The organism is Bradyrhizobium sp. 170 (assembly GCF_023101085.1).
Taxonomy (GTDB): domain Bacteria; phylum Pseudomonadota; class Alphaproteobacteria; order Rhizobiales; family Xanthobacteraceae; genus Bradyrhizobium.
The window spans coordinates 1,982,748-2,008,640 of the sequence record NZ_CP064703.1 but is presented as its reverse complement, the minus strand read 5'-3'; the positions used below and the strand labels follow the sequence as shown (position 1 = coordinate 2,008,640).

Genomic DNA, 25,893 nt, shown 5'->3' with positions numbered 1-25,893 from the left:
GCCGTCCCAAGGGATGGTGACGATGTCGCCACTTTGGATTCTTAAGTGCCCGTAGCAGAAGATCGTTGGTCATTACTCAACTAGCAGGTCTCTGCCATTCTATGAGCAAACTAGGGCCGCGTCGATACTACTCAGCCAGTTCGACAGCGGCGATCGGCATTGGCCCGGAAAGGTAGCGCGCACCAAACCCTGATCAAGTAATAGACGATGTCTGGCGCTGTGCGGGATCTTCTGTTGATTGGGCTGGGGACCTCGCGTGATCTCACGACGATCGCGAGCGCAGCTATTCTTCCACAAAGCACGAGACACCGCCGTCGCCGTCTATTGGATTGTGGTGCGGATAGCTTCACTGCGCCTTTGCCGCCACGGCGAGTTGCGACAAAGCTTCGTCCAGCGAGCTCTGCTCCGCCTGGGCATAGAGCGCGAACTCATCGGCAATTTTTGCGCCCAAGGCGTCTTCGAATGCTTCCTGGTTAGCGCGCTCGGCATAGTTCTGCTGCTCGTCCGTACCGAGATTCGATTGGAAAATGCCCGCAGCGCTGACTGGGAGGAAATCCTCATATACGATCGGATCAAACCGCAAATGGCCGCGCGCCAGGAGTTCGTCGATTCCAGGCGAGACCTTGTCCCGTCTGGCAGCGGCCAGACCTTCAACCGTCGGCGAACAGCGGAAATAGGCGAGCCGCTGGTCCCGCAGTTCCGCCCAGCTGTCAGGAAAGGCCCGGAATCCTTCCGCCAATTCGCGTTCGTACTCCCCGGCATGAGCGCCGGTTGCGTCAACGCGAACATCGCTGCGGACCGAAGCCAGCAGTTTGTCGTAGAGCTTGCGGCCCTTTGGGGTAAGCGCAACGCCGCGCTGCTCGATCTCACCGAAGCGGGCCGTGTGAGCGCCCTCGACCTTCCCGCCGTCTCCGCCTCTGAACTCGATGCGCTCCTGAAGCGCCTTGAAGCTGGTCTGTCGAAGCAGGATAGGACACTTACGACGAGGCGGCCCCTCGATGACTGCCTTGGGCGTAATGCCGCGTTGCGGCATCACAGCCTGGACGGCGTCGATGTCGAGGGTGCGCGGCGTCAGGTGATTGATGTGCGGACCGCGGAAACTGACCACGTCGGCGATTAGGCGGTGAGCATTGTGCATCTTGGTGTAAGTCTCAAGCGTCACTGTAGCGTCGCTGTGCCAGCGGAACGTCTCCAGTACTTCGCGCACGAACTCCTCGGCCTGCGTCTGGTCGAGACCGCCTTCGGCCTCGAACGCCCTGACCAGTTCTAGGACACGCGAGGTAAAGATCCGCCGTTCCGATAGGATCCGCGCCACCTCTTTGCGAAGCGTCTCGTCCTCGATGAGTTCGAGGCGAAGAAGTGAAGCGAAAACGCGAAACGGATTGCGGCGCAACGCCTCGTTGGCAACGGGCCGGAAAACCGTGGAATGCACCGGCACGCCAGCGACAGAAAGATCATAGTATCCGACAGGATGCATGCCGAGCACCGCGAAGACGCGGCGGATGTTGAACAGCTCTTCCCGCGTGCCGAGCCGGACGGCCCCGTGGCGTTCGACGCCGAGGCGAGCAATCTCGTCATTCCGACGCAAAGCCTGCTCCAGTTCCGGATCATTCGCAAGTGTCTGTGCATTCACGTGGGCGACGAGTTCGACGAGGCTGCCGTATTGCGGCACCTCGGCGCGATACATCTGTGACATCGCATGCGAAAACAGAGACCGAGTTTCGTCAGGGTGGACTTTCGACGACAAAATTCCGAGGGAGGTTACTTGAGCATGCATAGTCATCGGGAGTTCCTGACATATCGGCGGGACGAAGTGACAATTAACTGCGCAGCAAGAACATCTGAGAACCGCGCAAATGCTCGAGGCTGCACTCAATTTCGATGTTATACGTATCATAATCGCAGCTGCTGGCCAGCACGAGCCTAAGGTGCCGTCAGGCCCGGGCAACGACGCCGCGACAGTCGCCAGTCGGCAGCAAGGCGGTTGCGGCTGGCGAGAGTACCGCGCGTGAACCTCTTCACCGATGTCGCGAGCTACGTGAGCTGTCCGTCCTCGTGGGCATCTTTGAGGAACTTCGGGAAGTCACGGCCGCGGCGTGCAGAAAGGAAGGCGACGAGCTATGGGCTTTTACTGTGGTGCCGCCCTCCTCTTCACCCGCTTGATCGTGCCGGAGAAGGTGCACAGTGTCCGCTCTCCGGCCGTCAGTTGACCTCGTACGAAGATCAACGAGCCGCCGGCGCGGGTGATTTCGCCTGTGCCCACGATCAGATCGCCTTCGCGGCTGGCATCGATAAACTCACCGGCGAAATTGACGGTCACGCCGGGTCCTTGCAGCACTGGCGAGACGATCGCGAACAAGCAATAGTCGGCGAACGTCATCAGGCAGCCGCCATGGACGTCGCGGGAGCCATTGAGGTGCTTTTTCCTGACTCGGAAGGCGCATCGGATGCTGCCGTCTGGCTCCTGCCGATGCCAGAAGGGGCCGGCATGAGTTTCAAAACTATCATGGCTCGAGGTTCGCCAACCCGCGAACTCGCCCTCGGCGCCAACATGCTGGTCGGGGCGGTTAGAAGCCGCCGTTTTCGTGGTGTCGTGCAAGGAACCAAGACTTCAATTGTTAATGCTTCGCTTCAATTGCTAATGCTTCGCTTCGCTTTGCCCTTGCCGCCCAATCAGCCGCGCGGAGGAGGTACGCTCTCTTGTGGGGGGCTTTTGGCGCATTCTCAAGGACCTCCATCTCATTGACGATTGGCGCTCAGACCCAACATGCGCGCAGTGTTCAGGCACTCACCTCAAAGAAAATGGCGTCCGCATCGAAGACGATCTTTCCAGCGGCGCCAACTCGGACAGCTTCCGTGGAAGCATCTGAGCCAAATCAGCAGGGGGTTCGCGGGAAGATGATGTTACTCTCCCATAAACCCTATCCAAATATCGCGCAGCGTTTCGCTAGCTTTTCCGCTTCAGCGCAGAATTTCAGCGTGTATCCTTTCTATGAGCAGCTTCACCGTGCGATGATGGGCGCGGGCCATCTCACGCGTAGCATCGTCAGACTTAAGTGCGGTCCCGATACGCCACGTTGTACCAAATGAAGTACCTGATGCGAGATCGCCTTTGTCAGTTGAACATTGTCGACGCTTCGCAGGTGACGCTTGTCGTCACCTGATCTTTCTATTGAAGTTCAATTCTAGAAATTCAGTTGGCTCGCAAAGTCTGGAGAGCACTCGATCCGCCAACTCATTGTTGCGGATACCGCCGTCCTGCTGCAGCTCCGCTAGGATCCTCAGATCGATGCCATCCATCGGACCTGCCACACCAACACGATCTATACCATTCGGCGAAGAAGTCCTCGAGAAAAGGCCTCTAATGATGCCCTTTAGGCGGAAGGTACTCCCCGTTCGGCCCATTACCATTCAAGCGTGCGGCATCGCGCTGGCCTGTACTTTTGTCATTAGAGCCTTCGTCGCGACTTGCACCATCTCTATGAGCCCAAGCTGAACGATCAATCGATGCGAGCGGAATTTTATCGCGGAGACCAGCTCCTTCCGAAGGACGGGATGCCTAGAGATCCAAAGCGACGGAACCTAGGAACGATCCCGTTACCCAGAGAAAGATGCGGTTCAGTCTGGCGCATACTACCTGATAACCTCCCAATAGAGGTGCGATCGGGTGCCGCCTTGGTGCACGATGCCAGACTCTGTCCAAGCGGGGGGACGCATCACAGACCACTGAAGTTTGTGACACCGTAGCCGATGTGCAAGCTCGCAAACAATCAATACGTATTGAGCTGCCTCCTGCGCGCCTACACAGATTTTCCCAAGCCGTTCAGGAGAGCCGCTCCGGTGCGTATCCCCTTCAGGAAGCAGTCGATTTGAATGTTCTCGTTCGGAGCGTGATTGGCTTGGTCGAAATTCGCGTACGGGGTCACGAAGGAAGGCATCCCGAGAATCTGCGTGAAGACGTAGTCCGGCAGAGTGCCGCTGGCCTTAGGATAAATGAGCGGCTCGAGACCTTGTCCGGTGTGCACTGCCTGCTGAACGATAGCCGAAAACGGCGAATCGATTGGCGTCTTCGACGGCGGCGTGGACTCTAAGCGGACGAGCTCGACGTCCGGCGCGTACTTTTTGACATGAGCCTCTATCTTTGTGAGGACGTCATCAGAATCTTGTCCGTCAACGAGGCGAGCGTCGCACTTAACGAAAGCCTCATGCGGCAGCACCGTTTTCAACCCCGGACCGCCATATCCGCTGTGGAAACCGTTAATGGTCAGCGTTGGATGGAACATGAGCCTATCCGCCACCGTCCGATCTACTGGATTATCCAACCTTGCAAGCCCGAGGGATTGCTTAAGATCCGCAGCATCTAAAGGGAGCTCTGCTGCAATGGCACGCTCAAGATCGCTTGGCGCCAAAACACCATCATGAAAGCCATCTATTGTAATCTCCCCATTTGCATTCTTCATTGTCGCTAACAGGTGCACGAGCGTCCAAATGGGGTTTGGAACGACACCACCGAAAAGGCCAGAGTGAACATCGCGATTTGCAGCACGAGCCCGCAGCTCGAATCCAGCGATGCCACGGACCCCGTATTTAATAACCGGGCGGCCGGACTCGTGCAGGGAACCATCAGCTGTTACGACCAAATCTGCTTTGAGAAGGTCGCGGTTAGCCTGAATGAATCCTGCAAGGCTTGGACTTCCGATCTCCTCCTCCCCTTCGAGTAGAATCAGGACGTTGCATGGCAGGCGGCCGTGTACTGCCAAATACGATTCCACGGCGAGGATCTGAGCGAGGTGCTGGCTCTTGCTGTCTCCGGCTCCGCGCGCATAAATACGTCCCTCCCGAATCGTCGGTTCAAATGGCGGACTAATCCAGGCTTCGAGTGGGTCCGGCGGCATCACGTCATAATGACCGTAGAGCAGGACCGTCGGCACTCCACGTTCTCGCTCCCAACGCGCCGCTACCATCGGGTGCCCGGACGTGGCAATCGCCCGCGCTTCGAAGCCCAGGCGGCTCAGCATGCTCGCGAGAAGTTCAGCGACCTCGCCGATTCCACTCTTGTCGGAGCTGATACTTGGGTGGCGCAGGTAGTCGAGCAAACGGCTGACGAACTGATCTTTGTTCGCATCAATGTGCGCGAACACCTTCGATAATTCCGCACCGACGGCGATCTGGCTAACCTTCGGATTCATGCGAGATAATCCGCGTTTGTTGGAGATCAGATTTAGACCTTGCGTAATGCAATGATGCGCCAGCAGGAGGTTCTTGAGCTTAGCTGGGGCAATCACTTTCGTCTGGCCTGCCTCCACCTATTCGCCGAAGTTCCACTACCCGATCACCTGGGGTTTGTGCGCTTGATTTGCGTAGGAGACATAGCCTTCACTTGCAATTTCCCTTCTTGGACAAACTCTTCTAATCGGAAGAGCGCCACAAGATTGCGCAGCTAATCGCCAAGCGGCGCAGCAATTCAGCGACTTTCAGCCGATCACGCAGTATTCCCTACGATGTCGCGGAAAGCTCTTTGGAACGATCTCGTCACGTCGGACCAACCTGCGGATCGCCAGAGGTCCCTTTTGAGAGACTAGAGCGTTAGCCGATCAGGTTGCAAATATCCTGCGGCGGCGAAGTAGTTTGTGGATCTGCGGGCGAGTAAGTGTCGACGATGCGGCCAATGGCATCCCAGAGACCATTGACGGTGCGTTCGGCGGCCTTCCGGAGATTTGCTTTGAGTTTGGCGAAGGCGTTCTCGATGGGATTGAAGTCGGCACCCAGGGCGCGATGATGCCGCGGGTGGTTAGAGCGGCCACGCAGGTTGTTGTTTTCCAGTGGCCGTGCGGAACGGCGGCTCGCAGACGCTCGCCGCGCTGGCAGCGGCCATGAGTTCGCGCCATGTTGGTCGATGCCCAGGTCTCATCAATGAAGACGAGCCGATCCCGATCGAGCTTGCCTTGGCTCTCACGCCAGGCTTCCCGCCGCTTCAAGACATCCGGGCGATCCTGCTCTGTGGCATGGGCGGTCTTTTTTTGCGCGTGATGTTGTGGCGCTCGAAGAAGCGACGGATCGTCCCGTAGCCGAAGGAAAGACCTTCTTTGCTCAGGCTATGGCGCAATTCCTCGATGGTGATATCGGGGTTTGCCTTGAGCAAGGCAGGATCGTCGCCTGATGGACATCGATCCGGTGGGACTTGCGATCTCCGCCCTGAGCTCTTGGCTGGGCATCCCCTTGCTCTCGCTCGCGCATCCGCCACCGGCTGACGCTCGCGGCGCTGACGCCAAACCGCTCGGCCGCTTGCCGGCCGGATGCGCCGCCCGCAATGGTGGCAAGCACCCGTTCACGAACATCGACAGCGGTTTCGCCATACCCGCCGGCCTCCTGTCCCGGCGGGTAGCTTGAATCACCAAAACGCTGATTTGTGAATCCGCAGCGATTCAGTCAGATGGGCTAACGCTCTAGTGGTCGTCACATCGTGGACCGGCAGCCTGTCGTCCGTGCAACTGCGGGTGACGCCAACGGCAATCCCGTGCATTCGAAGAGGAATGCGCCGAGGTCGTCATGCACGGACTGGAGCCGCTCCAAGCAGGCCACACATCCGTCTCGATGTCAGATGCGTCGGTGCGGGCGGCGGACCAGCTTTTCGTGGCGCCACATGATACCGCTTGCCACGCGCCGACGACGACAGCGCGATCGACCGAATTTGTGATGCCCAGCATCGCATCGTCCACGCGCGTCGAGTCCGCTACAGGACCACGTGCTTCACGGAGCGTCGTAATGCAATAGTGACGGCAGAGGAGCAGGCTCAATGTCGCAGCCGGAGCATCGACTGCCGCTGCGCTGGCGTGCTGGTACTGACGACATATCCGCAGGACGAGTGAGTGCGACACCGCCGCGGTCGATGAGTCGCTTGGCGGCTTGGATGTGCATCGGCTGGACTGCCGGACCGCCGCGCCAGACCCTTTCCACCCAAGCCTCCGACAATCTGGTAGATGACACGAAATCAAGCGCGGAGGGGATCGAGCATCCACTCAGAAACAAGCTTCGCAGGTGGCGTCTCGCGAGGAAACCGCGCTCGGGTCCTCAGCACGGCGAGCGCGCCTGGCATTTTGATGTCTTATGCGATGGACCCCAGTGTTAACTTGCACAGCGCCGGAGGATCGTAGACCGGCAGGCCGGTGCGGTGGCGGATCTTGGAGGAGACCACAGGAAAGAGCCCGCATTCGAACAGGATCGCCGCGATCTCCGGATGCGCGCCACGCGCTCGGGCGACGCAGCCCGTGACATCGTCTTCGACGGCGGTGATATCGACCGGCGGCGGCGGAACCATCCGCTCGTCGTGCCAAACCTTGCCGCCCTCGATCCCGCCGACGACGAGCCGGGCGCGCTCGGCCGGGTCATCGACGCACAATAGGTCTTCGCCGAGGGCCGTTGAGTCGTAGGTGATGACGGCGACCTTTGCAGGAGCGGGAAATTGGCGCAGCAAGGCTGGCAACAGCAGCAAGCTGGAAGTCGCTACGGGCACCTTGACCGCCGCGGCGATCGCCTGCTGGTATCGAATGGCGAAGCCGCAGGTCGAGTGGATCGCGATGGCTCCGCGATCGACTAGGCGCCGGGCCGCTGCGACATATGCCTGCTCGAGAGCGGGATCGCCGCGAACCACGCGTTCCACCTGGGCGCCTTCGACGGTTTCCCAAATGACCGGGAAAGTGAAGACAGCCGGGTCCAGAACCGTTCCGGGAAGCACCGGCGGCGGGGCGCCAGTCGGCTGCCCGCGTTCAAGTGCAAGGAGTCCGAAGGACCGGGAGGTTTCTGATGTCATCTGCACTGATTCCTGTCAGATCTCGAAGGTTTTCGTGGCGCCCGGGTGAGAGCTTCCGCACCGGCATCTGTCACGCGAATCGCTTGGCTGATGACGTAGCTGAATCTTCGTCGATCCAGTTGCCCAGCATCAGATGGAAAGTCATGTTCGGCTTTAGCTCCGTTATATCGCCATCCGGAGGCCCGCACTCGGCTCCGCCCGATCGATGGCCATGAATTAGCTTCAGTGCGAATCCGTCTCAAAGTCCATACTTTTAACGTGCGACAGAAGGCGTTGGTAACGTCGCTGCATGTGCGTCCGGGCCGGACCGTGTACAGAGCGCCCTTGAGACTCGCAACCTCTAACTTCATGTAGGCGGCGCAGGCGGTCGGAGGGCGCCAATTGAGAACGTACGCATAATCCAGCAGCGTAGCCATGACGGTGGCCGCCGAATTCGAGGTTGATCGACGAACCATCGCGAAAGACGTCCTCGCTCCATTGAGGTGTACCCGTCCGCAGCGACGAACACATCAAGATCGTCGGAATTTGGCCGGCCTCATCTGCCTTAGGCGCTCCACGCTTGCCTGCTATTACGGCGTTTCGGTCGGGATCCTCCAGGCCAAGGGCGAGATGCAGTTGCTGCGCACGTTGGGCTTCTGCACGTCCCGCGATGCACTTAGACAGAGCGGCGATTCCCAAGTTGGCCGCCGAGTAGTTCGCCTCGGCCGAAGCTACCAACCAGCTGCTAAGTCGAAGTACTATGGATGTAGCAGCCGCTTTCCCTGAAGCGCGTCGCGGCGGCGCGGCTTACGTAGAAGCTGCCGTACAGTCGCACCTTACGTTCGCTACGGATTGCGCGGGCCGACGGAGGTGAACCGGGGGACTTGGCGGCGGCGCGGTATCACTTTCGAGCGAAGCTGCACCTTATGTGTGAACTTCGGCCGCTGCGCGCGAGACGCTGCCATGGCGTGCGGCCGACTCGAACGCCATGAGGTTGATATGATGGGCAGGAGAGAATGGTGCAACATTAGGTTGCGGCGGGCGCATGACTTGGCTTCACCAGGTAGTCCTTGTAAGGACCGCGATGCATGACGGCCACGGCGCACACCCGGAAGTTAGTTGCTCGTGGACGTCCGAGCTGCGAATCAAGCGGAAATCACGTGCCGTTGCGCCTGCGCCCAGGGCATAGGAAACGATCAGCTCGTCGATAAAGGCCGTGGTGAGGTCCTCGCCGCGCCCGTCCACGAGAACGATCTCACCGGCCTCGGCCAGATCCAGCACCTTGTCGATCGACAAGTCGCCGGTCACTCTTCACCTGATCATGAGCTGCGGATCCACGCGCCGTTATGCATCGTTCGCAGGCACGGACGGATGTCGGTAAATGCCGCGATATAGCGCTCCCCACTTCGCGCCGCCGCTTTCTTGACCTGAGAGATATGTTAATCAACGTTCAGTGAGGAAGTAGGAATTCGGAACTCAGCTGATCGAGCGCAGTGACGCCCAACATGGCCATGTTGCGCGACACCTCTAGCTCCAGCAGTTCGATGCACCTGAGCACGCCGGCCTCGCCCGCGATGGCCGCGGCGAAGCTGAATGGCCGCCCGACGAATACGAACTTCGCACCGAGGGCCAGCGCCTTCAGCACGTCGCTACCGCGGCGAATGCCGCTATCGAGCATCACCGGCACGCTCGGACAGGCTTCCACGACGCGCGGCAGCACGCGCATGGGCGTCGCCGCGCCGTCGAGCTGCCGGCCGCCGTGGTTGGAGACAATCACGCCATCGGCGCCCGCGCTCACTGCCGTCTTCGCGTCGCAGGCGTCGAGCACGCCCTTGATGACGAGGTGGCCTGGCCACAGGCGCCTGATCATATCGAAATGCTTCCAATTCAGGTGCGCGCGGTCGGAGAAGTCGCGCAGTACGTTGGGTGACAGGATGGGCGCACCGCGGGTCGCGTAGTTGTTCTCGAAATGCGGCATTCCGTGTCGCGTCAGGGTGCGCATGAAAGTGCCGAACAGCCAGCGGGGATGCGAGACGCCCTGCCACGCAAGCCTAGCGGATGGCCGCAACGGGGTCGAGAAGCCCGCGCGCACGTTGTTCTCGCGGTTGGCGGCGATCGCCGTGTCGACGGTCACCACCAAGGTTCGATAGCTGGCCGCCTCCACCCGCTCTAGCAGCGCCACGATCTGTTCCTCTTTGCCCGGCAGATAGGCTTGGAACCACGCGTCGGGATTGACCTTCGTGATTTCCTCCAAGGGGATCAGCGATGAGCCGCTCATCACGAAAGGCACGTTTTCACGCGCAGCGGCCTGCGCCAGCACAATGTCGCCACGAAACGCGGACAGCGCCTGCAGACCCATGGGCGCGATACCAAAAGGCACCTTGTAGCGGTGGCCGAACAGGCCGACTGATGTGCTGCGCTGGCTGACGTTCACCAGCACGCGCGGCACGAACGACCACTGCTGGAATACCGCGCGGTTCTCGCGGAACGATTGGTTAGTTTCCACGGCGCCGGAGACGTACGCGAAGACCTGCGCGGGCAGATGCTTGCACGCCGCCGTTTCGAAATCGTCCAGGCAAAGGATGTTTGCGTGCCGGGCGGCGAGCCGCGGCGCCTCGCACGCGGGCTTACAAATTGATGAAGGTGTGATTCCTAAGACGAGCTTGGCCTTCTCGAACGCACTGAGGGATTTTGTGCCTGTCACGCTCGTGATCTCCTTTTCAGGCCAACTGCGCGGACACTGTTTGTCAAAGCGCGACAGCGTTTTCAGCAAATCAGCATCCAATTCGTCCGTTTTTCTGCATTCAGCTCGGCTGGCGTGCTGGAGGGCAGCGAGCCGTCGCTGCCAGCATACAGTTATGCGGTCCCCGGCCTCGCTCCCGGCCCCACGCGCGGCCCTGCCCCTCAGTTATCTCACAGTCGCTCTCGACCAACCCGATGCAGTCCGGATAAACACAATCATCAGAAGACTTGTTGAATCGCGCGCAGGCAGTAGAAGACTCCGCATAGGAGAAGACGCGGAGCGACTCGTACCTAGCCCGAGGACATGGCAATCAATGGGTCGGGTCCGTCGCACTCGTCCTCGATCCCGATCGGGCACGAAGGGACCCCCACGCCGCGGCCGAGCTGCAGCAGGCGCTCGGCTTCGATCCGGCCGACTACCTTCAAAGCCACGCTGGAACGTATCTCGGCCACGCGCCCGAGATGCACGCATCGTGGTGCCCGCCGCCGCTTGTGGCAACGAACCGGCGGCACCGCTCGGTAAGAGAGTGCGTTGGGATGGGAGTCGTTGGTGCGCCCAGCGCAACGCCGTGCGCAGGTCGTTTGACTTCTCAGCCAGTGCGAGCCAAGTAGAAGCTCAGCAATCGTTTCGTGACTGGGTCACCGGCAGCGGCGGGGCTGCTGCCTTGCGGCGGAAACGCTCGGGTGCACTTGCATGAGTCGTTCACCGCCAGCCTATCCATTGCGAGACTAGGCTGGCGGTAAGCGAGGCGCGCCAGCTTACCGGCCCGTAAACTTGGGCTTGCGCTTTTCCATGAACGCACGCCGGCCCTCGCGATAGTCTTCGCTCGCGAAGCAGCGCTCCACTACGTCGCGGCACAATTGCTTGTCGCGCTCCGATTCATCCTTCAGCGCCTGCGCCACCAAGGTCTTGATCGATGCCACCGTCAGCGGAGCGTTGCTCGCGATCGTCGCTGCATAGGCGCGTACGTATGACTCGAGCCCTTCGACGGCCACGACGCAGTTCACCAATCCCATAGCGGCCGCTTCGTCGGCGCTGAACTGCCGCGCCGTGTAGAAGATTTCGCGCGCGAAGGAAGGGCCCACCACGTCAACCAACCTGCGTACGCCTTCGAAGGCGTAGCCCAGTCCCAGCTTCGCCGCAGGCACCGCAAAGCTTGATCCCTCCGCCGCAATGCGCAGGTCGCAGGACAGCGCCACTGACACGCCACCGCCCACACAATAGCCACGAATCATCGCGATCGTCGGCTTATTCACGTTCGCGAGCGCGTCGGTCGCGCGACGCGCCACCTCGTTATAGGCGGTCACCGTCTCCTGGCTCGAACGGTTCTCCTCGAATTCGGAGATGTCGGCGCCCGATATGAAGGCCTTCTCGCCCGCGCCCTTGAGAGCGATCAAGCGCACCTCGTCGTCCGCAGCGAACGCAATGATGGCGTCGTATAGACCCTTCCACATAGAGAGTGACACCGCGTTATAGCGCGCCGGATTGTTGAATGTGATCCAGCCGATCGCGCCTTCTTTGCGCGCTGTCATCTTGTCGGTTGCGAGCTTCATGCGGTCACCACGCTTTCTTTAACGACGCTCTCCTTCACCACGCCACGCTCGAATAGCGCGGCGATGTCGGAGCCGAGATAGCCCACCTGCTGCAGCACCTCGCGCGTGTGCTGGCCATGCAGCGGCGCTGGCTTGCGGATTTTTGTGAGCTCTCCGTTGGACTTGAGCGGCAGCCCGAGCGTCTTCATCGGACCGATTCTCGGGTGATCGATGTCGTAGACCATCTGTCGGTGCAGAACTTGCGGGTTGGCCAGTGCCTGGTCGTACGTGTACACGGGCCCGCCCGGCACTCCGGCGGCATCGAGCTTCGTTACCCAGTATGCTGTCGGCTGCGCGGTGAAGATCGATTCGACCAGCTTCTGTAAAGCCTCCACATTCTTCACGCGTAGCGGGTTGCGCGCGAAGCGCTCGTCCTCCAGCCATTGTGGCTGCTCGACCACCTGCTCGCAAAAGATTTTCCAGAGCTTGTCGCCGCTCGCGCCGACGGTCACGTAGCCGTCCTTTGAGCGGAACGCCTGGTACGGCGCAGAGCGGCGATGTCGAGTGCCGGTGGCGTTGGGCATCTCGCCGCCGCCGAAATACGCGCCGAATTCCCAGATGCTCCACGCCAAGCCCGCTTCGAGCAGCGAGGTTTCGAGGTATTGCCCGGTGCAGTAACGCAGCTTCGAGATGAACGCACCGAGGATGCCATAGAGAGCCGTCACACCGCAGGCTATGTCGTTCATCGCGATGCCCACCTTAGCCGGCCGCCCGCCAGGGAAGCCGGTCATCATCATGATTCCGGACATACCCTGCGCGATGATATCAAATCCGCCTTTTTTGCTCCACGGGCCGGTCTGCCCGAAGCCCGACATCGATGCATAGATGATGTCGGGCTTGACTTTACACAAGCTCTCGTAATCGATGCCGAGCCTCTTCACGACGCCAGGGCGAAAATTTTCGATCACGATATCGCTTTGCGCCGCGATACGCATGACGACGTCCCTGCCTTCGGGCGCCTTCATGTCGACGGCGATGCTCTTCTTGTTGCGATTGAGCACCGCGAAGCAGTACGATTCGTTGTTGATCTGCGGTTCAAACGTGCGCGTGCTGTCGCCTTCTGGACTTTCCACCTTGATGACCTCGGCGCCGAGATCACCCAAGACCATCGTGCAATAGGGGCCGGCCATCACATTGGTGAGGTCGAGGACGCGCACACCCTCCATTGGCAAAGGCATTCCGTTTTCCTTCTTCTGTCCACAAGTGTGATGTGCGAGCGTCCAGCGCCGCATAAATCCTAAGCCCGACTCGAAAGCCCTGACGGGCGGGCGCTAACCTACGATAGATCCATTCGCTCATAGCCTCGGGTCAAAGCTGGAAAAGCTTCCGTGGCGCTTGCGTCAAGACTTCTACACCGGTGTCCGTAACGCAAATCGATTCGCTAATGACGTAGCCGAAATCCTCGTCGAGCCAGTTACCCAGCATCAGATGGAAAGTCATGTTCGGCTTCAACTCTGTCATGTCTCCATCTGCGAGGCTCGCCGTTGGCTCCATCCAATCGATGCCAATGGCGTAGCCACAGCGCGACTCCTTCTTGAAGCCGTGCTTTTCAAGCGTACGATAGAACGCGTTGGCAACATCGCTGCAGGTACGTCCGGGCCGGACCGCGTTCAGCGCGGCATCCATAGCGGAAACTTCTGCTTCATGGAGACGATGCAGACGATCCGAAGGCACGCCAATTGAGAACGTGCGCATGATTGGGGCAACGTAGTTGTGGCGGTGACCGCTAAGTTCGATGTTGATCTGTGAACCTTCCCGGAAGACATCCTCGCTCCACAGAATGTGAGGCGTACCCGTGCGTGGGGACGAGCACATCAAGAATGGTTTCAGATTCGTTCCCGCCGGTCCGCCGTTGGGGCCGCGTATCTGCGCGGCCGTGATCTCGGCTACGGCATCAGCTTCGCGCACGCCAGGGCGGATGACTTCTGCCGCACGCGCGATTGCCGCATCCGCGATGGAGGCAGCCTCCCTCATTACTGCTATCTCGAGATCGGACTTGATCCCCCGGATCCAGTCTATAGTTTTGGTACAATCGATGATCTTAGCTTCCGGCAGTCGCCTTCTGAACTTCTCTGCCGCGGGCGCCGGCAAGTTGCCCAGCTCGAGTCCTAAGCCACGGCTGGCAACACCGAGATCATAGATGGCATCAATCACCGCGTCGAACCCGTTCTTGTCAGGTTTGCCGATGAGGCTTTCGGGGTATCCAATCACCTTGCCGCGATCAAGGAACGTCTGGTGAATGCAGCCCGGCGCGTCCATGCCACGGACGACCAATGTTGGCTCCTCTTCATGAAGTGAAACCACGAGCCCGTGCAAGGAATGCATTCGGGTCACATTACCCGTAAGATATGTGATATTTGCCCAACTCGTCACGACAAACGCATCGACTTCGCGGCGCGCCATCTCTGATTTAACTGTAGCGAGCCTGCGCAGGTATTCTGCCCTCGGGAAAGCCTGCGGACCTTTCATGATTGCCATGTCTTACCTCCTTAACAGTTCATTTCACTGCACCAGGCGAAAGTCCGATTCGCTTGGAAATTTGGTGACTCTCGCATGCCGGCCCGCATCTCCCAGTTCTGCCCACGCGAAGGAGAACATGCGAATCCTTGTGCTCTGGGCGTCGACGACAGGGGGCTCGGCGGCGGGGATTATTCGATCGCTGCTGGGAACGACGACACGCTCCGCCGAAGAAGGGAGCCCCCACTTTGTCTGCAAAGAGCAAATCGAACCCAATCGGCTGTGACCTCTCTGTGCGGTCGCAAGCAATAGTGGTGGACCACGGCTTTCGACCATCCAATTCAACTTCAAAACGGAATGCGACGGCGGCAAAGCTCATCGCTTCTTCCAAGCGGCCTTCCGTGACACCCACCGACGCCCTCAGGCGACGGAGGCCAATAGCACTCGGCAGACGCTCGTGATGTCGTAGATGGGAAGCCCTGTGATCCGGCGGATCGCCGGCGCGACAAACGGAAACGCACCGCACTCGAACACGATCGCGGCAATTTCCGGATGCGCGGCACGCAGTCGCGTGGCACAGGTGGCGAGATCTGCCTCGATCGCGGCAACATCGAACGACGCTGGCGGACGCTTCTGCTCGTCATGCCAGAACTTTCCGCCTTCGATGCCGCCAACCACGATTCGCGCTCGGTCGACCGGATCATTGATCCCGAGCAGGTCGTCGCTTAAGCAAGTCGAGTCATAGGTTAAAACGGCGATCTTAGCCAGCGGCGGCAGCTGGCGGAGCAATGTCGGGAGCAGTAGCAGGCTCGACATCGCCACGGGCACATTCACCGACGCGGCCACCGCTGCCTGATACCGGACAGAGAAGCCGCAAGTCGAGCTTATCGCGACGGCACCTCTATCAACCAGTCGCTGGGCAGCTGCGACGTAGGCCGGCTCGAGTGCCGGATCGCCTCGGATGATGTTCGACACCCAAGCCCCCGAGACGGTTTCCGAGAGTACAGGGAAGTCAAAGGTGGCCGGATTTCGAATGGAGCCTGGCATGGGCTGGGGCTGCGCGCCTGGCGCAAGTCCGCGTTCGAGGCACAGAATTCCGAGAGCCCGTGGGGTCTGCAGTGTCATTCGCGATTCCGGCTCACCAATAGGCTAAAAGTATTTGTAGCCAGGTGCGCCGACGAATTCCATTGATGTGGCCCCGCTCCGTACTGCAATTCTGCATTATGAGAACGATTACGCGCATTTCATGTCATTCGGCTCGCAATATTGCCCACCTAAGCAGGGGGGCTGTGTCCAAAATTGATCTCCATACATTGGGCTGTTGGGCTGCCTGCTTTGGAATGAAGCAGATGATTGGGGATGCCGATCGGGGAGACGATTGCCCGGATACGCCGCGAGCACTTCATCAGGTGGAAGCCGCCTGTGCCGAAGCGCTCGATCACGGCGTGCATTAAGCAGATGTTGTTCGCAACGTCCCGGCCCGCCAGCGAGATCCCGCGCCACCAGCCACCCCGGCTGCGCTGATCTTGCGCCATGCGCCGGTCGCATGGCGACCGCCGTCAAGCGTCAGCACGAACCCCAGCCCATTGTCGGCGACCTACTCAACGCCGAGATCAACGAGAAGCAGGCTCGTTCGATCGATTACCAGCTCCCAAAGCTGCCGCTTGCCAAGGAGGAGTTCCAGTTCTGACCGCACTCCGATCAACCAGACGCTCTTCTACGATCTCACCGGCGGCGGCTTCATCGCCCAGGAACACAACTCGTGCTGGTCGGCACCGGCACCGGCAAGGCCCATCCGGCCATAGCCACCGCGAGAATCTGCATTCGATCGGTGACCTTAGCCGCTTCTGCAACGTGGCCGAACCTCGTCAACGGCCTCGAGATCGAGACCCGCAACGGACGGCAGGGCTGGCTTGCAGAGCATCTGCCCCCCGGATGGACTTCATCGTCCTGGACGAACTCGGATGCCGCGCGACAATCAGGGTGACAAGGGAGCGTCAATCAGGATGAGAGAGCTTCGCCGGGCTCGTGACGCAGGGAGGGCGTAGCCCGACCGGAGTTACGAGCCGGGCGTCGGCGCGATCCACAGGGGACCGCGCCGACTGGTGATCGCGGCCGGCTGGTTGTGCAAGTGGTTCTTCCGCCAAGAGGAATCACTCGCTTGCCAGGCCGACACATAACCAATCACCAGATGAGGCTCTACATGAAGTACCGTCAGACAGATACCCCGCCAGTGGCCGCCGCCAAGGCGTCGTTCAGTACCTCGACCGCGTATCGCTTCGAGAAGGATCGAAGGCTCCCGTCGCAGAGGAAGGGAGCCCGCGACCGCCGCCGGCCGGATCCCTTGGCCGACGTGTTCGAGACTGAGGTCGTGCCGATGCTCAAGGCAGCCCCTGGCGTGCGGCCGATTGCGATCTTCGAGGAGTTGTTACGACGCCATCCTGAACTCGGAGCCGGCATCCGTCGCACCCTGGAGCGTCGCATCCGCTCCTGGCGGGCAATCCACGGCAAGGAGCAGGAAGTCATCTTCCGTCAGACCCACGAAGTGGGTCAGGTCGGCCTGTCCGACTTCACCGACATGGGCGAACTGGGCGTCACCATCGCGGGCGTGCCGCTTGGTCATCGTCTCTATCACTTCCGGCTGGCCTATTCCGGGTTTGAGCACGCCCATGTTGTGCTCCGCGGCGAGAGCTTCGTCGCCCTGGCGGAAGGACTGCAGAACGCTCTGTGGTCGCTCGGCGGCGCGCCGCGGGACCATCGCACCGACAGTCTGTCGGCCGCCTTCTGTAATCTCGACCGGAATGCTCAGGACGATCTGACGCGGCGATACGAGGAGCTGTGCGCCCATTACGGCATGCGGCCGACCCGCAACAATCGCGGCATCGCCCATGAGAACGGGTCGATCGAGAGCTCGCATGGCCATCTCAAGCGGACGATCGCCGACGCGCTGCTGCTGCGCGGCACCGCCGACTTCGACGATCTTGCCACCTATCGCGGCTTCATTGACGAGATCGTCAGCCGCCGCAATGCGCGCAACGCCAAGCGGATCGATCACGAGCGCACCGCCCTGCAGGCGTTGCCGGATTTGCGCACCTCGGACTACGAGGAAGTGATCGTCCGCGTGACGTCGACCGGCGGCTTCACCTTGCGCAAGGTGTTCTACACCGTGCCGTCGCGGTTGATCGGCCATCAGCTGCGGGTTCGCCTCTATGACGATCGCCTCGACGTGTTCGTCGGTAGTACGCATCTCCTCACCCTGTCGCGCGGCCGGCCGCATCCGAGCGGCAAGCATGATCAGATCGTCGATTACCGGCACGTGATCCATTCGCTGCGGCGCAAGCCGATGGCGCTGCTCAATCTGGTTTATCGTGATCAGCTGTTCCCGCGCGATGCGTACCGCCGAACCTTCGACTTCTTGCGCGAACGGTTGCCGGACAAGAAAGCTTGCCGGCTGATGGTCGATCTGCTGGCCCTTGCGCATGAGCGCGGCTGCGAGGCCGAACTCGCCGATCAGCTCACGGCCGATCTTGACGCCGGCCGACTGCCCGATCTCAACCGGCTGCGCGCTCGCTTCGCCCCTGATCTTGCTCACGTGCCGAACGTCGTCGTGCATCTGGCACCGCTCACCACCTATGAATGCCTCATCGGTGCCACCGCCGAGATCGGAGGTGCAGCATGAGCACGGCCAACACCGTCGATACAGCGCGCCTCAATCTGTTGCTCAACGAGCTGCGGCTACCCGCCATCAAGGTGCTGTGGCCGCAATTTGCCGAGCAGTCCGACAAGGAAGGATGGCCGGCCGCCCGCTTCCTCGCCAGCGTCGCCGAGCACGAGATAGCCGAACGCGGCCGCCGTCGCATCGAGCGCCACCTGGTCGAGGCGCGGCTGCCCGCCGGAAAGACCTTCGACAACTTCGACTTCGAGGCCGTACCGATGGTCTCCAAGGCGCAGGTGACCGCGCTCGCCGCCGGCGATGGATGGCTGGGCAAGGGCGCCAATCTGCTCCTGTTCGGCCCGCCCGGCGGCGGCAAGAGCCACTTGGCGGCAGCGATCGGCTTGGCCCTCATCGAGAACGGATGGCGCGTCCTCTTCACCCGGACCACCGATCTCGTGCAGAAGCTCCAGGTGGCGCGGCGCGAGCTCAACCTCGAGGCGGCCGTCAATCGTCTCGATCGCTTCGATCTCATGATCCTCGATGACCTCGCTTATGTCACCAAGGACCAGGCCGAGACCAGCGTCTTGTTCGAGCTCATCAGCGCACGCTACGAGCGGCGCTCGATGCTGATCACCGCCAATCAGCCATTCGGCGAATGGAACAAGGTCTTCCCCGACCCCGCGATGACCCTCGCCGCCATCGATCGCCTCGTTCACCACGCCACCATCGTCGAGATGAATGTCGAGAGCTATCGCAGGCGGACCGCCCTCGAACGAAAACGCGGTCCCGGTCGCCCGACATCGCACGCGACACCCAAAACCGTCGCTGATTGACGCTCCGCGACAGTCAGAGTTCAACAAAACTCTTGCGCGCGACAATCATCGCGGCGATCATCACCTCGCCGCGACACCGACTCGCCATCCTGATTGTCGCCAGCTTCCCACCCAGATTGTCGCGCTATACTCGGATATCCGCCCCCTGCCCCCTCCGGCGGCCAGCTCCTGTTCGATCTCGTCAGCCGGCCATACGAGCGCCCCGTCATCGTCGTCACCCAATCGCCTTCAGTAATGGCCCAGCGTGTTCAGCGGCGCCAAGATGACCACTGCGCTGCTCCACCGGTTGACCCCGAACTGCGACATCGTCGAGACCGGTGACAGCTGCCGGTTCAAAAACCGCGACGACGATCAAGCAACCCGCGCCCGTCTCGTCTGCGTAATCCCGGGCAGCTCCGACGAGCCGAGCGCAATAGCAAGCCGGGCGGCGCGAAGAGTCAAATAGACGCGATGTGGGTCACATTTGCAGGCCGATTGACACCACGTGAGTGCTTAGGTTCAGTTGGATGCAGCTTCGCTGAATAGGCGAAAGTAGGTGTTGTCGATGCTGGCGCCAAAGTTGTCGAGGGAGCAGAGCATCCTCAGGTTTCCTACGTGGACTCGCTGCCCCTCAAGGCGTGACCGAGAAGCTGGCGCGGCCACCGTGGCAAAGCGTTAGCCAGCTCCTTTATGTGGCGATGATCGTGGACGTCCTGATACTGAGCTCGAGTTCGGCCGCAGACATTCCGCCGCATTCTACAACGCACTTGAAGACCCTCATAAGACGCCAGTCCATGTGGCTCGGCTGACCGAGCACCGCTCTGTCACGCCAGTCTTCAGGTTCATAGAATTACAACCAAAGAGCGATTGATTGTCATTTTGCGGAGGCTTGCATCAACAATCGGCCATTTATCTCTGGGAGCGCGTTAGCGTATGCCTCGAAGCCGAGGCTTCTATGCAAAGCGCGCGCCTCCTTTCCAGCCCCGCCGACATAGGCCGCCGATCTGGCGCACGTGTGACGTTCAATTTGGTCAAATACTGAAGGAGCACCGCAACGAGCTCGCACAAGGCAATTAAGTTCAATCGGCCGTGCGCTGCCCGTAGGAACTCAAAAACTCCTTCCGCAACGCCTCAGAATGGGCTCCTCGAGCGGGAACAGGTTTAAATGCCAAATCATTTTCCTCATCAAAGATCGGGGCCGGCGCGATCACGTGAACATCGCCTGCGGGCGTGGATACCGGTACCCGGCGCAGATGAGGGTGCTGTGATAGATCCTCTATCTGGTTGAGCCTTCCATACGCAAGCCCGGCCGCCTCCAACTCACGCATTGCTTCATCGCTCGAGAGCTGCGCAAACCGATCAATGACGATTTCATCCAAATTGACCCTATTGCTTATTCGCGCCATGTTATCGCCGAAACCGGGACGGCGGATGAGTTCCGACCGCTTGAGGAATTTGGTGCAGAAGTTCACCCATTCCCGGTCATTTTGAACGGAGAAGATGATGTCTTTGCCGTCCGCACAACGGTATGCTCCATAAGGAGCCAGCGAGGGATGGTTCAGGCCCACTCGCGCGGTGTGGTAGCCGCTGTAATCGAACTGAAGCACCGGAACGTTCATCCAGTCCGCAACGGCATCAAAAAGCGATACTTGAATATACGTTCCTTCGCCGGTGCGCTCACGCAAGAGCAGCGCCTGCAAGATGGCGTTAAGGGCAGTCATACCAGCTGAGATGTCACACACAGACACGCCGACCCGCGCCGGGCCATGCGCCGTCCCGGTGATGGCGCAAAGACCGGTCTCGGCTTGCACGATCAAATCATACGCTTTCAAATGCGACAGGATACCGCCGTCGCCGAACCCGGAGATGTCACAGGTTATCAGGCGCGGGAAGCGCTTACGAAGATCTAAGCAACCGAAGCCGAGCTTGCCGATGCTGCCAGGTTTTAAATTTTGAATGAAGATATCCGCCTGGGCAATCATCGCGTCGAGAACGGCACGGTCTTGCTCGACCGTCAGGTCAAGGCAGATCGATTCTTTCCCGCGATTTAACCAGACGAAGTAAGCACTCTGGCCCCGAACGAACTTGTCGTAATTTCGCGCGAAGTCACCCTCGGGCCGTTCGACTTTGATGACACGTGCACCAGCATCCGCAAGGCGGGAAGAGGCATAGGGCGCAGCCACCGCCTGCTCGACCGCAACGACCGTAATACCTTCAAGGGCCTTTCTCATGCCGACGCTGCATCAACAGTTCGCATAGAGTTTTTGGAACGTCGGTACTTGAGAATGGAGAGCAATCTGCTCTGCTCATTCCCTACAATGGAAATGCCCTCGTCGACGCCCATCCCAGGTTTTGCTAGTATCATGTCGGCCTGCGTAGCGACGGCGATATTGACCGCGGCCCTCGCGGACAAGTCCGTTTCGGTGCAGCTTCCGCCAACATACGCACCGATCCCATTTTCCTTGCAGATCAACACAGCCCTGGCACTGTCGGCGATCGAACCTACATCAGGCATTTTGATCTGAATTAGATGAGCCGCTTTTGCCTTGGCGAAGAGCTGGATATCCTCCAAGGTATTGCATTGCTCGTCTGCTACAATCCGGGCTTCTGTGCCGCGTGCGTCGAGAAACTCGACGATCTTGGCGTACTTTTCTAGTTGAGCTTCCGTTGACCCAAAATCTGCCGGGCATTCAATATGAAGCCGGTAACCCGGGACCTCATCCGCAAGCCGCCCGATGAAATCGGCAATTTTTTCGGGTTGCATGCCGATCTCGAGACCAATCCAACCGTAGACGTCGAAATGCAGGATAGGATGATATCCGGGCTGTCCAATTTCTCTCGTGCGCTTGGCGACCCACCTGACGAAATTACGAAACGTCTCGCCCGAAGGGCCGAACTTTTCGCGAGAGTTGATCAATCCATGCGGAAGAACATCAACAGACTTGAGGACCATCTTGTCGACGTTGAGTTCTCGCGAATCTCCACTCTGAGCGTAGATTGGAATTGGCCGCTCCGGCAATGGCAACGAAAATTCAGAGCAGATCACCTCAGCTGGTGTAGTCCGCGCAACATGCGCAACAGCGCCAAGCAACGCTTGGCTCACGCCATATTCGATTGCCAAGGGTAGGCGCTTGTCCTCGTGGTAAGCGAAGACATGTTTACAAGCATTGAGGAAGTTAGACACGTCGGCAGCGAGCAGCCGCGGTATGACCACAGATCTGGTAAGGGCTTCGATTGCGTCGACCTGAAACACTGGATCGCGGCCGCCGGCGCCTGAATATTGGACGCTCATCATGTCGCCCCAGACGATAACATCGTCCGACAACACAAGGCCGATGCTCAGCGAGCGCGCCGGCATGCGGATGCTAGTAAACCCAGGTGTCAGAGGAGCGCCGACATAGAGGAAACCGTCATGAGCGGCGCCGGTCCTTATTGCAGCTTGATCGTCATAGAAGAAACTACCGTTCCCAGGAGCCAAGATTACATCTTTTACGTTTGGAGAGTTTCTCATTGCGCACTCAATCTACGTTCGTTGCCATCTGCCGCTCTGCATTCGCCTAATCGATAGCCAGAACATTGGCTGAGTTAACGAGCTTTAGGTTTTGGAAACTCCTCACCCCTTCCACTCCGCCTTCGTAGCCGTAACCGCTCTGTTTGATGCCACCGAGGGGGGCATCCGCGGACACGCCCTTGAGATAGTTCACGCTGACAGTACCCGTCGAAAGGCTACGGACCATTCTTTTCTGAATGTCAGGGGAGTCGCTGAAGATATAGGATGCTAGCCCGTATTCAGTCGAATTGGCTACCTCAATGGCATCTTCAACCGTACCGAAGGGCTCAACAGTGAGGACCGGTCCAAAAGGTTCTTCGTGAAGCACCTGTGATTCGGGATGAACGTTGCTGAGAATTGTAGGCGCCCAATAGAAGCCCGGTCGATCGAGACGTTTACCGCCTGTTTCGACCCTTGCTCCGCGATTGATCGCGTCCTTCGTCAGGCGTTCCATTGCCTCAATGCGTCTCGCGTTCGCCATCGGCCCCATGTCCGTCTCTGGGTCGTCAGGCAGACCGACCCTGATCCTTTCTGACGCGTGAACAAGTTTTGCCAGGAAGTCCTCATAAATCGATTGCGCGACTAGAATGCGGCTGGGAGCGTTGCAGCTCTGACCCGCGCACTCAAACTTGTATTCGGATATTGCGGAAACCGCCTTCGGAACGTCTGTATCTTCAAAGACTACGACAGGGCAGTGGCCGCCGAGCTCCAGAACACATCGCTGCAGATTGGTTGCTGCAATCTTCGCCAGCTGCTTGCCAACCGGCGTTGAGCCGGTGAAGGACAGAACTCGGACGACAGGCGAACCGAGCAGGTGTTCGGAAATCGTTGGCGGATGGCCGAAAACCAGACCCACTACGCCGGCTGGAATCCCTGCTTCCTCCAAGGCCTCCATTATGTAGACGCCAGCGCTTGCAGTCTCTTCCGCCGCTTTAAGGATTACCGGGCAGCCCGCTGCGATAGGAGCGGCAAGTTTCCGAGCGTTGAGAACGGCTGGGTAGTTCCAGGGTGTAAATGCAGCAACCACACCAATCGCTTCCGGTACGATCATCCTTTTCTGATCGATCGAAAATCGAGCCGACAATTCCTGCGCGTGAATACCATTCCATTCAAGGGTTTCGACCGCACGCGCATACTCGCCTTTCGCTTCGGCTACAGTCTTCCCTTGCTCTCTGGAAAGTGCTGATGCCGCAGGTTCGATCTTTCCTTTCAGTATTTGTGCGGCGCGCACGAGAAGCGCTCCGCGTTCATGGGCCGGTGTGTTGGACCAGCGCAGCAGACTGTCTTCTGCAGACTTCAAAGCATCATCTAGATCGGACGCGGAAGCAACGGCGACATGCCCAAATTTCTGCCCAGTGGCAGGATTGATGAGCGCTAGATCGGTGCCGTTACCGCCTGAGCGCCACGTTCCATTGATAAAAAGATTGTAGTTTCCGCTATCGGACATAGTCCGTCGCCGCCCTGCTGTTGACCACTGTTTACGAACGCCCACGATTATCCTGCCGCTTGTCCATGTCTGAGGGTCACTGTCCCGGTACTTGGCTCAACCATCAGCGTCAGCCTCGGCCGGATCGTGGTACCCGCGACACCGATGTCATCCCGCGATGTCAAACCAAAGAGACAGCGCCATCGCAACGAATGGAGATCGTTGGCAGTAGGCTCCGGGAGATCGCAGCCGAAGGCCTACGGCCGCCATTCGCTAGATCTTTTCACCGCTACGGACGAGCTCGTCCATGACGGAGCGAATGGCTTTTTCGGTGATAGAGATGATCTCATCGATTTCAGGCTTGGTGGTCACGAGCGGCGGAGCGAAACCGAGAATGTCGCCATGGGGCATGGGGCGCGCGATTAGGCCGCGGTCGCGGGCTGCCTTGGAAACGCGAGCACCAACTTTGAGGGATGGATCGAAACGCTTCTTGCTATCGCGGTCGCTGACGAACTCGATAGCGCCCATCAACCCGACCCCGCGCACTTCACCAACGATCGGCAGCTGCGCGAACTTCGTCTTGAGCTGAGCTTGGAAATAGGCACCCACTTCGCGGGCGTTGCCAGGAAGGTTCTCTTTCTCGACGATGTCGAGAACGGCATTTGCCGTAGCGGCGCCGATTGGGTGACCCGAATAAGTGTAGCCGTGCGAAAATGGGCCAACCCTGTCAGAACTGTCTTCCAAGACTTTGCAGACCTTTTCGCCGATGATCGCGGCGGAAAGGGGGAAATAACCGGAGGTCAGGCCCTTGGCGACCGTGATCAGGTCGGGTTCGATTCCGTAGTGCTGAGAACCGAACATTGACCCAGTGCGGCCGAAGCCGGTGATAACCTCGTCGGCGATCAGCAGAACGTCGTGCTTCTTGAGCACAGCCTGGATTGCCTTCCAGTATCCTTCCGGAGGCGGCGTGATACCGCCCGTGCCGAGCACCGGTTCGGCGATGAAGGCGCCCACATTGTCCGGTCCGATGCGCTCGATGAGTTGGTCGAGTTCAATCGCACGACGTGCAGAGAATTCGTGCTCGGTTTCTTCAGGGTTGGCGCCCCAATAGTGATGCGGAACACCGGTCCGCATAACGTGGTGCAGCGGAAGATCCATGTAGTCGTGGTAAAAGCTCATACCCGTCATCGAACCGGAAACGACGCTGCAGCCGTGATAGCCGCGTTCGCGCGAGATGATCTTCTTCTTGTTCGGCTCACCTCGAAGGTTGTTATAGTACCAGACGAGCTTTGCCTGCGTCTCGTTGGCATCCGAGCCGGACATGCCGTAGAAGACTTTGCTCATCTTTCCTGGCGCCATCCTGACGAGACGATCGGAGAGGGTCGCGAGCTCGTCCGTCGTGTGCGCTGCGTAGCAGTGATAGTAGGCGAGACGATAAGCCTGCCGCGAGATTGCTTCAGCCACTTCGGTACGCCCATAACCAACATTGACGCAGTACATACCGGCGAAACCGTCAATCAGCTGATTACCGTGAGCGTCCTGAATTCGGATACCCTTACCGGTTTCGATGATCGTTGGCTCCCCGAGCTTGCCGGTCGCAAAATCCTTGAGATGCGTGAAAGGATGCAGAACGGAGCTTCTGTCCTTTTTGCTAATTTCTTCGATATTTGTGGTCACGGCACTCCCTCTCAATCGCAACGTGGACATGTTTGGCTTCTGGATTCGGAGAAACCGCGCTTCGAGCCTTCATTCAGCGACGCTGTAATGTCTTCATTCGCTGAAAGCGATAGCGCCGGTAAACTGGGCATTGACCGCCACCACGCCGCATTCAAGCCGGCCCGCGAGTCGCATGGTGCGATTGGGCTTGCA

17 protein-coding genes and 5 pseudogenes are annotated in these 25,893 nt (G+C 59.5%); 5 read left to right on the top strand and 17 right to left on the bottom strand.

All coding sequences use genetic code 11. The features are described from left to right. Positions 1-346 precede the first annotated feature (346 nt). The 13 genes and pseudogenes from IVB05_RS09590 to IVB05_RS09530 all read right to left on the bottom strand — a co-directional run bounded on the left by IVB05_RS09590 (position 347) and on the right by IVB05_RS09530 (position 15,706). Entirely contained in the window at positions 347-1,777 is a 1,431-nt protein-coding gene (locus tag IVB05_RS09590; RefSeq protein ID WP_247786636.1) for a VOC family protein, read from the bottom strand. A 351-nt stretch (positions 1,778-2,128) separates the two neighbouring features. After that, positions 2,129-2,599 carry a PaaI family thioesterase gene (locus tag IVB05_RS09585; protein ID WP_247783972.1) on the bottom strand — a complete coding sequence of 157 codons (471 nt, stop codon included), beginning with the start codon at positions 2,597-2,599 and terminating at the stop codon, positions 2,129-2,131. A 620-nt stretch (positions 2,600-3,219) separates the two neighbouring features. After that, positions 3,220-3,312 (bottom strand): annotated as a pseudogene (locus tag IVB05_RS09580) (winged helix-turn-helix transcriptional regulator); the annotation flags it as partial. A 488-nt stretch (positions 3,313-3,800) separates the two neighbouring features. Then, a complete protein-coding gene (locus IVB05_RS09575; RefSeq protein WP_247786635.1) occupies positions 3,801-5,189 on the bottom strand; it encodes a M20/M25/M40 family metallo-hydrolase in 1,389 nt (462 codons plus the stop codon). A gap of 389 nt (positions 5,190-5,578) precedes the next feature. Further along, positions 5,579-6,324 (bottom strand): annotated as a pseudogene (locus IVB05_RS09570) (IS630 family transposase). A gap of 781 nt (positions 6,325-7,105) precedes the next feature. After that, on the bottom strand, positions 7,106-7,810 hold the full coding sequence (locus tag IVB05_RS09565) for a hypothetical protein (RefSeq protein WP_247786634.1): 705 nt from the start codon (positions 7,808-7,810) through the stop codon (positions 7,106-7,108). Between the two features lie 1,035 nt (positions 7,811-8,845). Continuing rightward, positions 8,846-9,085 carry a hypothetical protein gene (locus tag IVB05_RS09560; RefSeq protein ID WP_247783971.1) on the bottom strand — a complete coding sequence of 80 codons (240 nt, stop codon included), beginning with the start codon at positions 9,083-9,085 and terminating at the stop codon, positions 8,846-8,848. Between the two features lie 154 nt (positions 9,086-9,239). Beyond that, positions 9,240-10,424 carry an alpha-hydroxy acid oxidase gene (locus IVB05_RS09555; protein WP_247786633.1) on the bottom strand — a complete coding sequence of 395 codons (1,185 nt, stop codon included), beginning with the start codon at positions 10,422-10,424 and terminating at the stop codon, positions 9,240-9,242. A 398-nt stretch (positions 10,425-10,822) separates the two neighbouring features. Further along, a complete protein-coding gene (locus IVB05_RS09550) occupies positions 10,823-10,963 on the bottom strand; it encodes a hypothetical protein (RefSeq protein WP_247783970.1) in 141 nt (46 codons plus the stop codon). A 327-nt stretch (positions 10,964-11,290) separates the two neighbouring features. Further along, positions 11,291-12,085: an enoyl-CoA hydratase gene (locus IVB05_RS09545; protein WP_247783969.1), complete on the bottom strand. Its 795-nt coding sequence runs from the start codon at positions 12,083-12,085 to the stop codon at positions 11,291-11,293. Further along, a complete protein-coding gene (locus IVB05_RS09540; protein ID WP_247783968.1) occupies positions 12,082-13,302 on the bottom strand; it encodes a CoA transferase in 1,221 nt (406 codons plus the stop codon). Before IVB05_RS09540 ends, IVB05_RS09545 begins: the two co-directional genes overlap by 4 nt. 130 nt (positions 13,303-13,432) lie before the next feature. Next, positions 13,433-14,602, bottom strand: a complete 1,170-nt coding sequence (locus IVB05_RS09535) for a Xaa-Pro peptidase family protein (protein ID WP_247783967.1) — start codon at positions 14,600-14,602, stop codon at positions 13,433-13,435. A 399-nt stretch (positions 14,603-15,001) separates the two neighbouring features. Next, positions 15,002-15,706, bottom strand: a complete 705-nt coding sequence (locus tag IVB05_RS09530) for a hypothetical protein (RefSeq protein WP_247783966.1) — start codon at positions 15,704-15,706, stop codon at positions 15,002-15,004. A gap of 284 nt (positions 15,707-15,990) precedes the next feature. Here IVB05_RS09530 and IVB05_RS43720 point away from each other — a divergent pair. The 5 genes and pseudogenes from IVB05_RS43720 to IVB05_RS09505 all read left to right on the top strand — a co-directional run. Beyond that, positions 15,991-16,128, top strand: a pseudogene (locus IVB05_RS43720) (IS21 family transposase); the annotation flags it as partial. Further along, a pseudogene (locus tag IVB05_RS09520) lies at positions 16,128-16,546 on the top strand (ATP-binding protein); the annotation flags it as partial. The pseudogenes IVB05_RS43720 and IVB05_RS09520, both read left to right, overlap by 1 nt. A 160-nt stretch (positions 16,547-16,706) precedes the next feature. Continuing rightward, positions 16,707-18,260 (top strand): IS21 family transposase, encoded by a 1,554-nt coding sequence (gene istA / locus IVB05_RS09515; RefSeq protein ID WP_247783964.1) that lies wholly within the window; start codon positions 16,707-16,709, stop codon positions 18,258-18,260. Then, positions 18,257-19,069 carry an IS21-like element helper ATPase IstB gene (istB, locus tag IVB05_RS09510; protein ID WP_247783850.1) on the top strand — a complete coding sequence of 271 codons (813 nt, stop codon included), beginning with the start codon at positions 18,257-18,259 and terminating at the stop codon, positions 19,067-19,069. The genes istA and istB overlap by 4 nt, the downstream gene beginning before the upstream one ends. A 129-nt stretch (positions 19,070-19,198) precedes the next feature. Continuing rightward, positions 19,199-19,514: pseudogene (locus tag IVB05_RS09505) on the top strand (ATP-binding protein); the annotation flags it as partial. Positions 19,515-20,127: 613 nt separating this feature from the next. Here the strand turns inward: IVB05_RS09505 and IVB05_RS09500 are convergent. From IVB05_RS09500 to IVB05_RS09485, 4 genes are all read right to left on the bottom strand, one after another. Further along, positions 20,128-21,279: a CaiB/BaiF CoA-transferase family protein gene (locus tag IVB05_RS09500; protein ID WP_247783963.1), complete on the bottom strand. Its 1,152-nt coding sequence runs from the start codon at positions 21,277-21,279 to the stop codon at positions 20,128-20,130. Beyond that, positions 21,276-22,559: a methylaspartate ammonia-lyase gene (locus tag IVB05_RS09495; RefSeq protein WP_247783962.1), complete on the bottom strand. Its 1,284-nt coding sequence runs from the start codon at positions 22,557-22,559 to the stop codon at positions 21,276-21,278. The genes IVB05_RS09500 and IVB05_RS09495 overlap by 4 nt, the downstream gene beginning before the upstream one ends. A 46-nt stretch (positions 22,560-22,605) precedes the next feature. Continuing rightward, a complete protein-coding gene (locus tag IVB05_RS09490; protein ID WP_247783961.1) occupies positions 22,606-24,045 on the bottom strand; it encodes an aldehyde dehydrogenase family protein in 1,440 nt (479 codons plus the stop codon). Between the two features lie 252 nt (positions 24,046-24,297). After that, entirely contained in the window at positions 24,298-25,701 is a 1,404-nt protein-coding gene (locus IVB05_RS09485; RefSeq protein WP_247783960.1) for an aspartate aminotransferase family protein, read from the bottom strand. Positions 25,702-25,893 lie beyond the last annotated feature (192 nt).

What these genes read in the sequence shown, in the direction of transcription:
- IVB05_RS09590 (WP_247786636.1), bottom strand. Translation starts at nt 1,777, where the DNA reads ATGCATGCTCAAGTAACCTCCCTCGGAATTTTGTCGTCGAAAGTCCAC.
- IVB05_RS09575 (WP_247786635.1), bottom strand. Translation starts at nt 5,189, where the DNA reads ATGAATCCGAAGGTTAGCCAGATCGCCGTCGGTGCGGAATTATCGAAG.
- IVB05_RS09565 (WP_247786634.1), bottom strand. Translation starts at nt 7,810, where the DNA reads ATGACATCAGAAACCTCCCGGTCCTTCGGACTCCTTGCACTTGAACGC.
- IVB05_RS09545 (WP_247783969.1), bottom strand. Translation starts at nt 12,085, where the DNA reads ATGAAGCTCGCAACCGACAAGATGACAGCGCGCAAAGAAGGCGCGATC.
- IVB05_RS09540 (WP_247783968.1), bottom strand. Translation starts at nt 13,302, where the DNA reads ATGCCTTTGCCAATGGAGGGTGTGCGCGTCCTCGACCTCACCAATGTG.
- IVB05_RS09535 (WP_247783967.1), bottom strand. Translation starts at nt 14,602, where the DNA reads ATGGCAATCATGAAAGGTCCGCAGGCTTTCCCGAGGGCAGAATACCTG.
- IVB05_RS09530 (WP_247783966.1), bottom strand. Translation starts at nt 15,706, where the DNA reads ATGACACTGCAGACCCCACGGGCTCTCGGAATTCTGTGCCTCGAACGC.
- istB (WP_247783850.1), top strand. Translation starts at nt 18,257, where the DNA reads ATGAGCACGGCCAACACCGTCGATACAGCGCGCCTCAATCTGTTGCTC.
- IVB05_RS09500 (WP_247783963.1), bottom strand. Translation starts at nt 21,279, where the DNA reads ATGAGAAAGGCCCTTGAAGGTATTACGGTCGTTGCGGTCGAGCAGGCG.
- IVB05_RS09495 (WP_247783962.1), bottom strand. Translation starts at nt 22,559, where the DNA reads ATGAGAAACTCTCCAAACGTAAAAGATGTAATCTTGGCTCCTGGGAAC.
- IVB05_RS09490 (WP_247783961.1), bottom strand. Translation starts at nt 24,045, where the DNA reads ATGTCCGATAGCGGAAACTACAATCTTTTTATCAATGGAACGTGGCGC.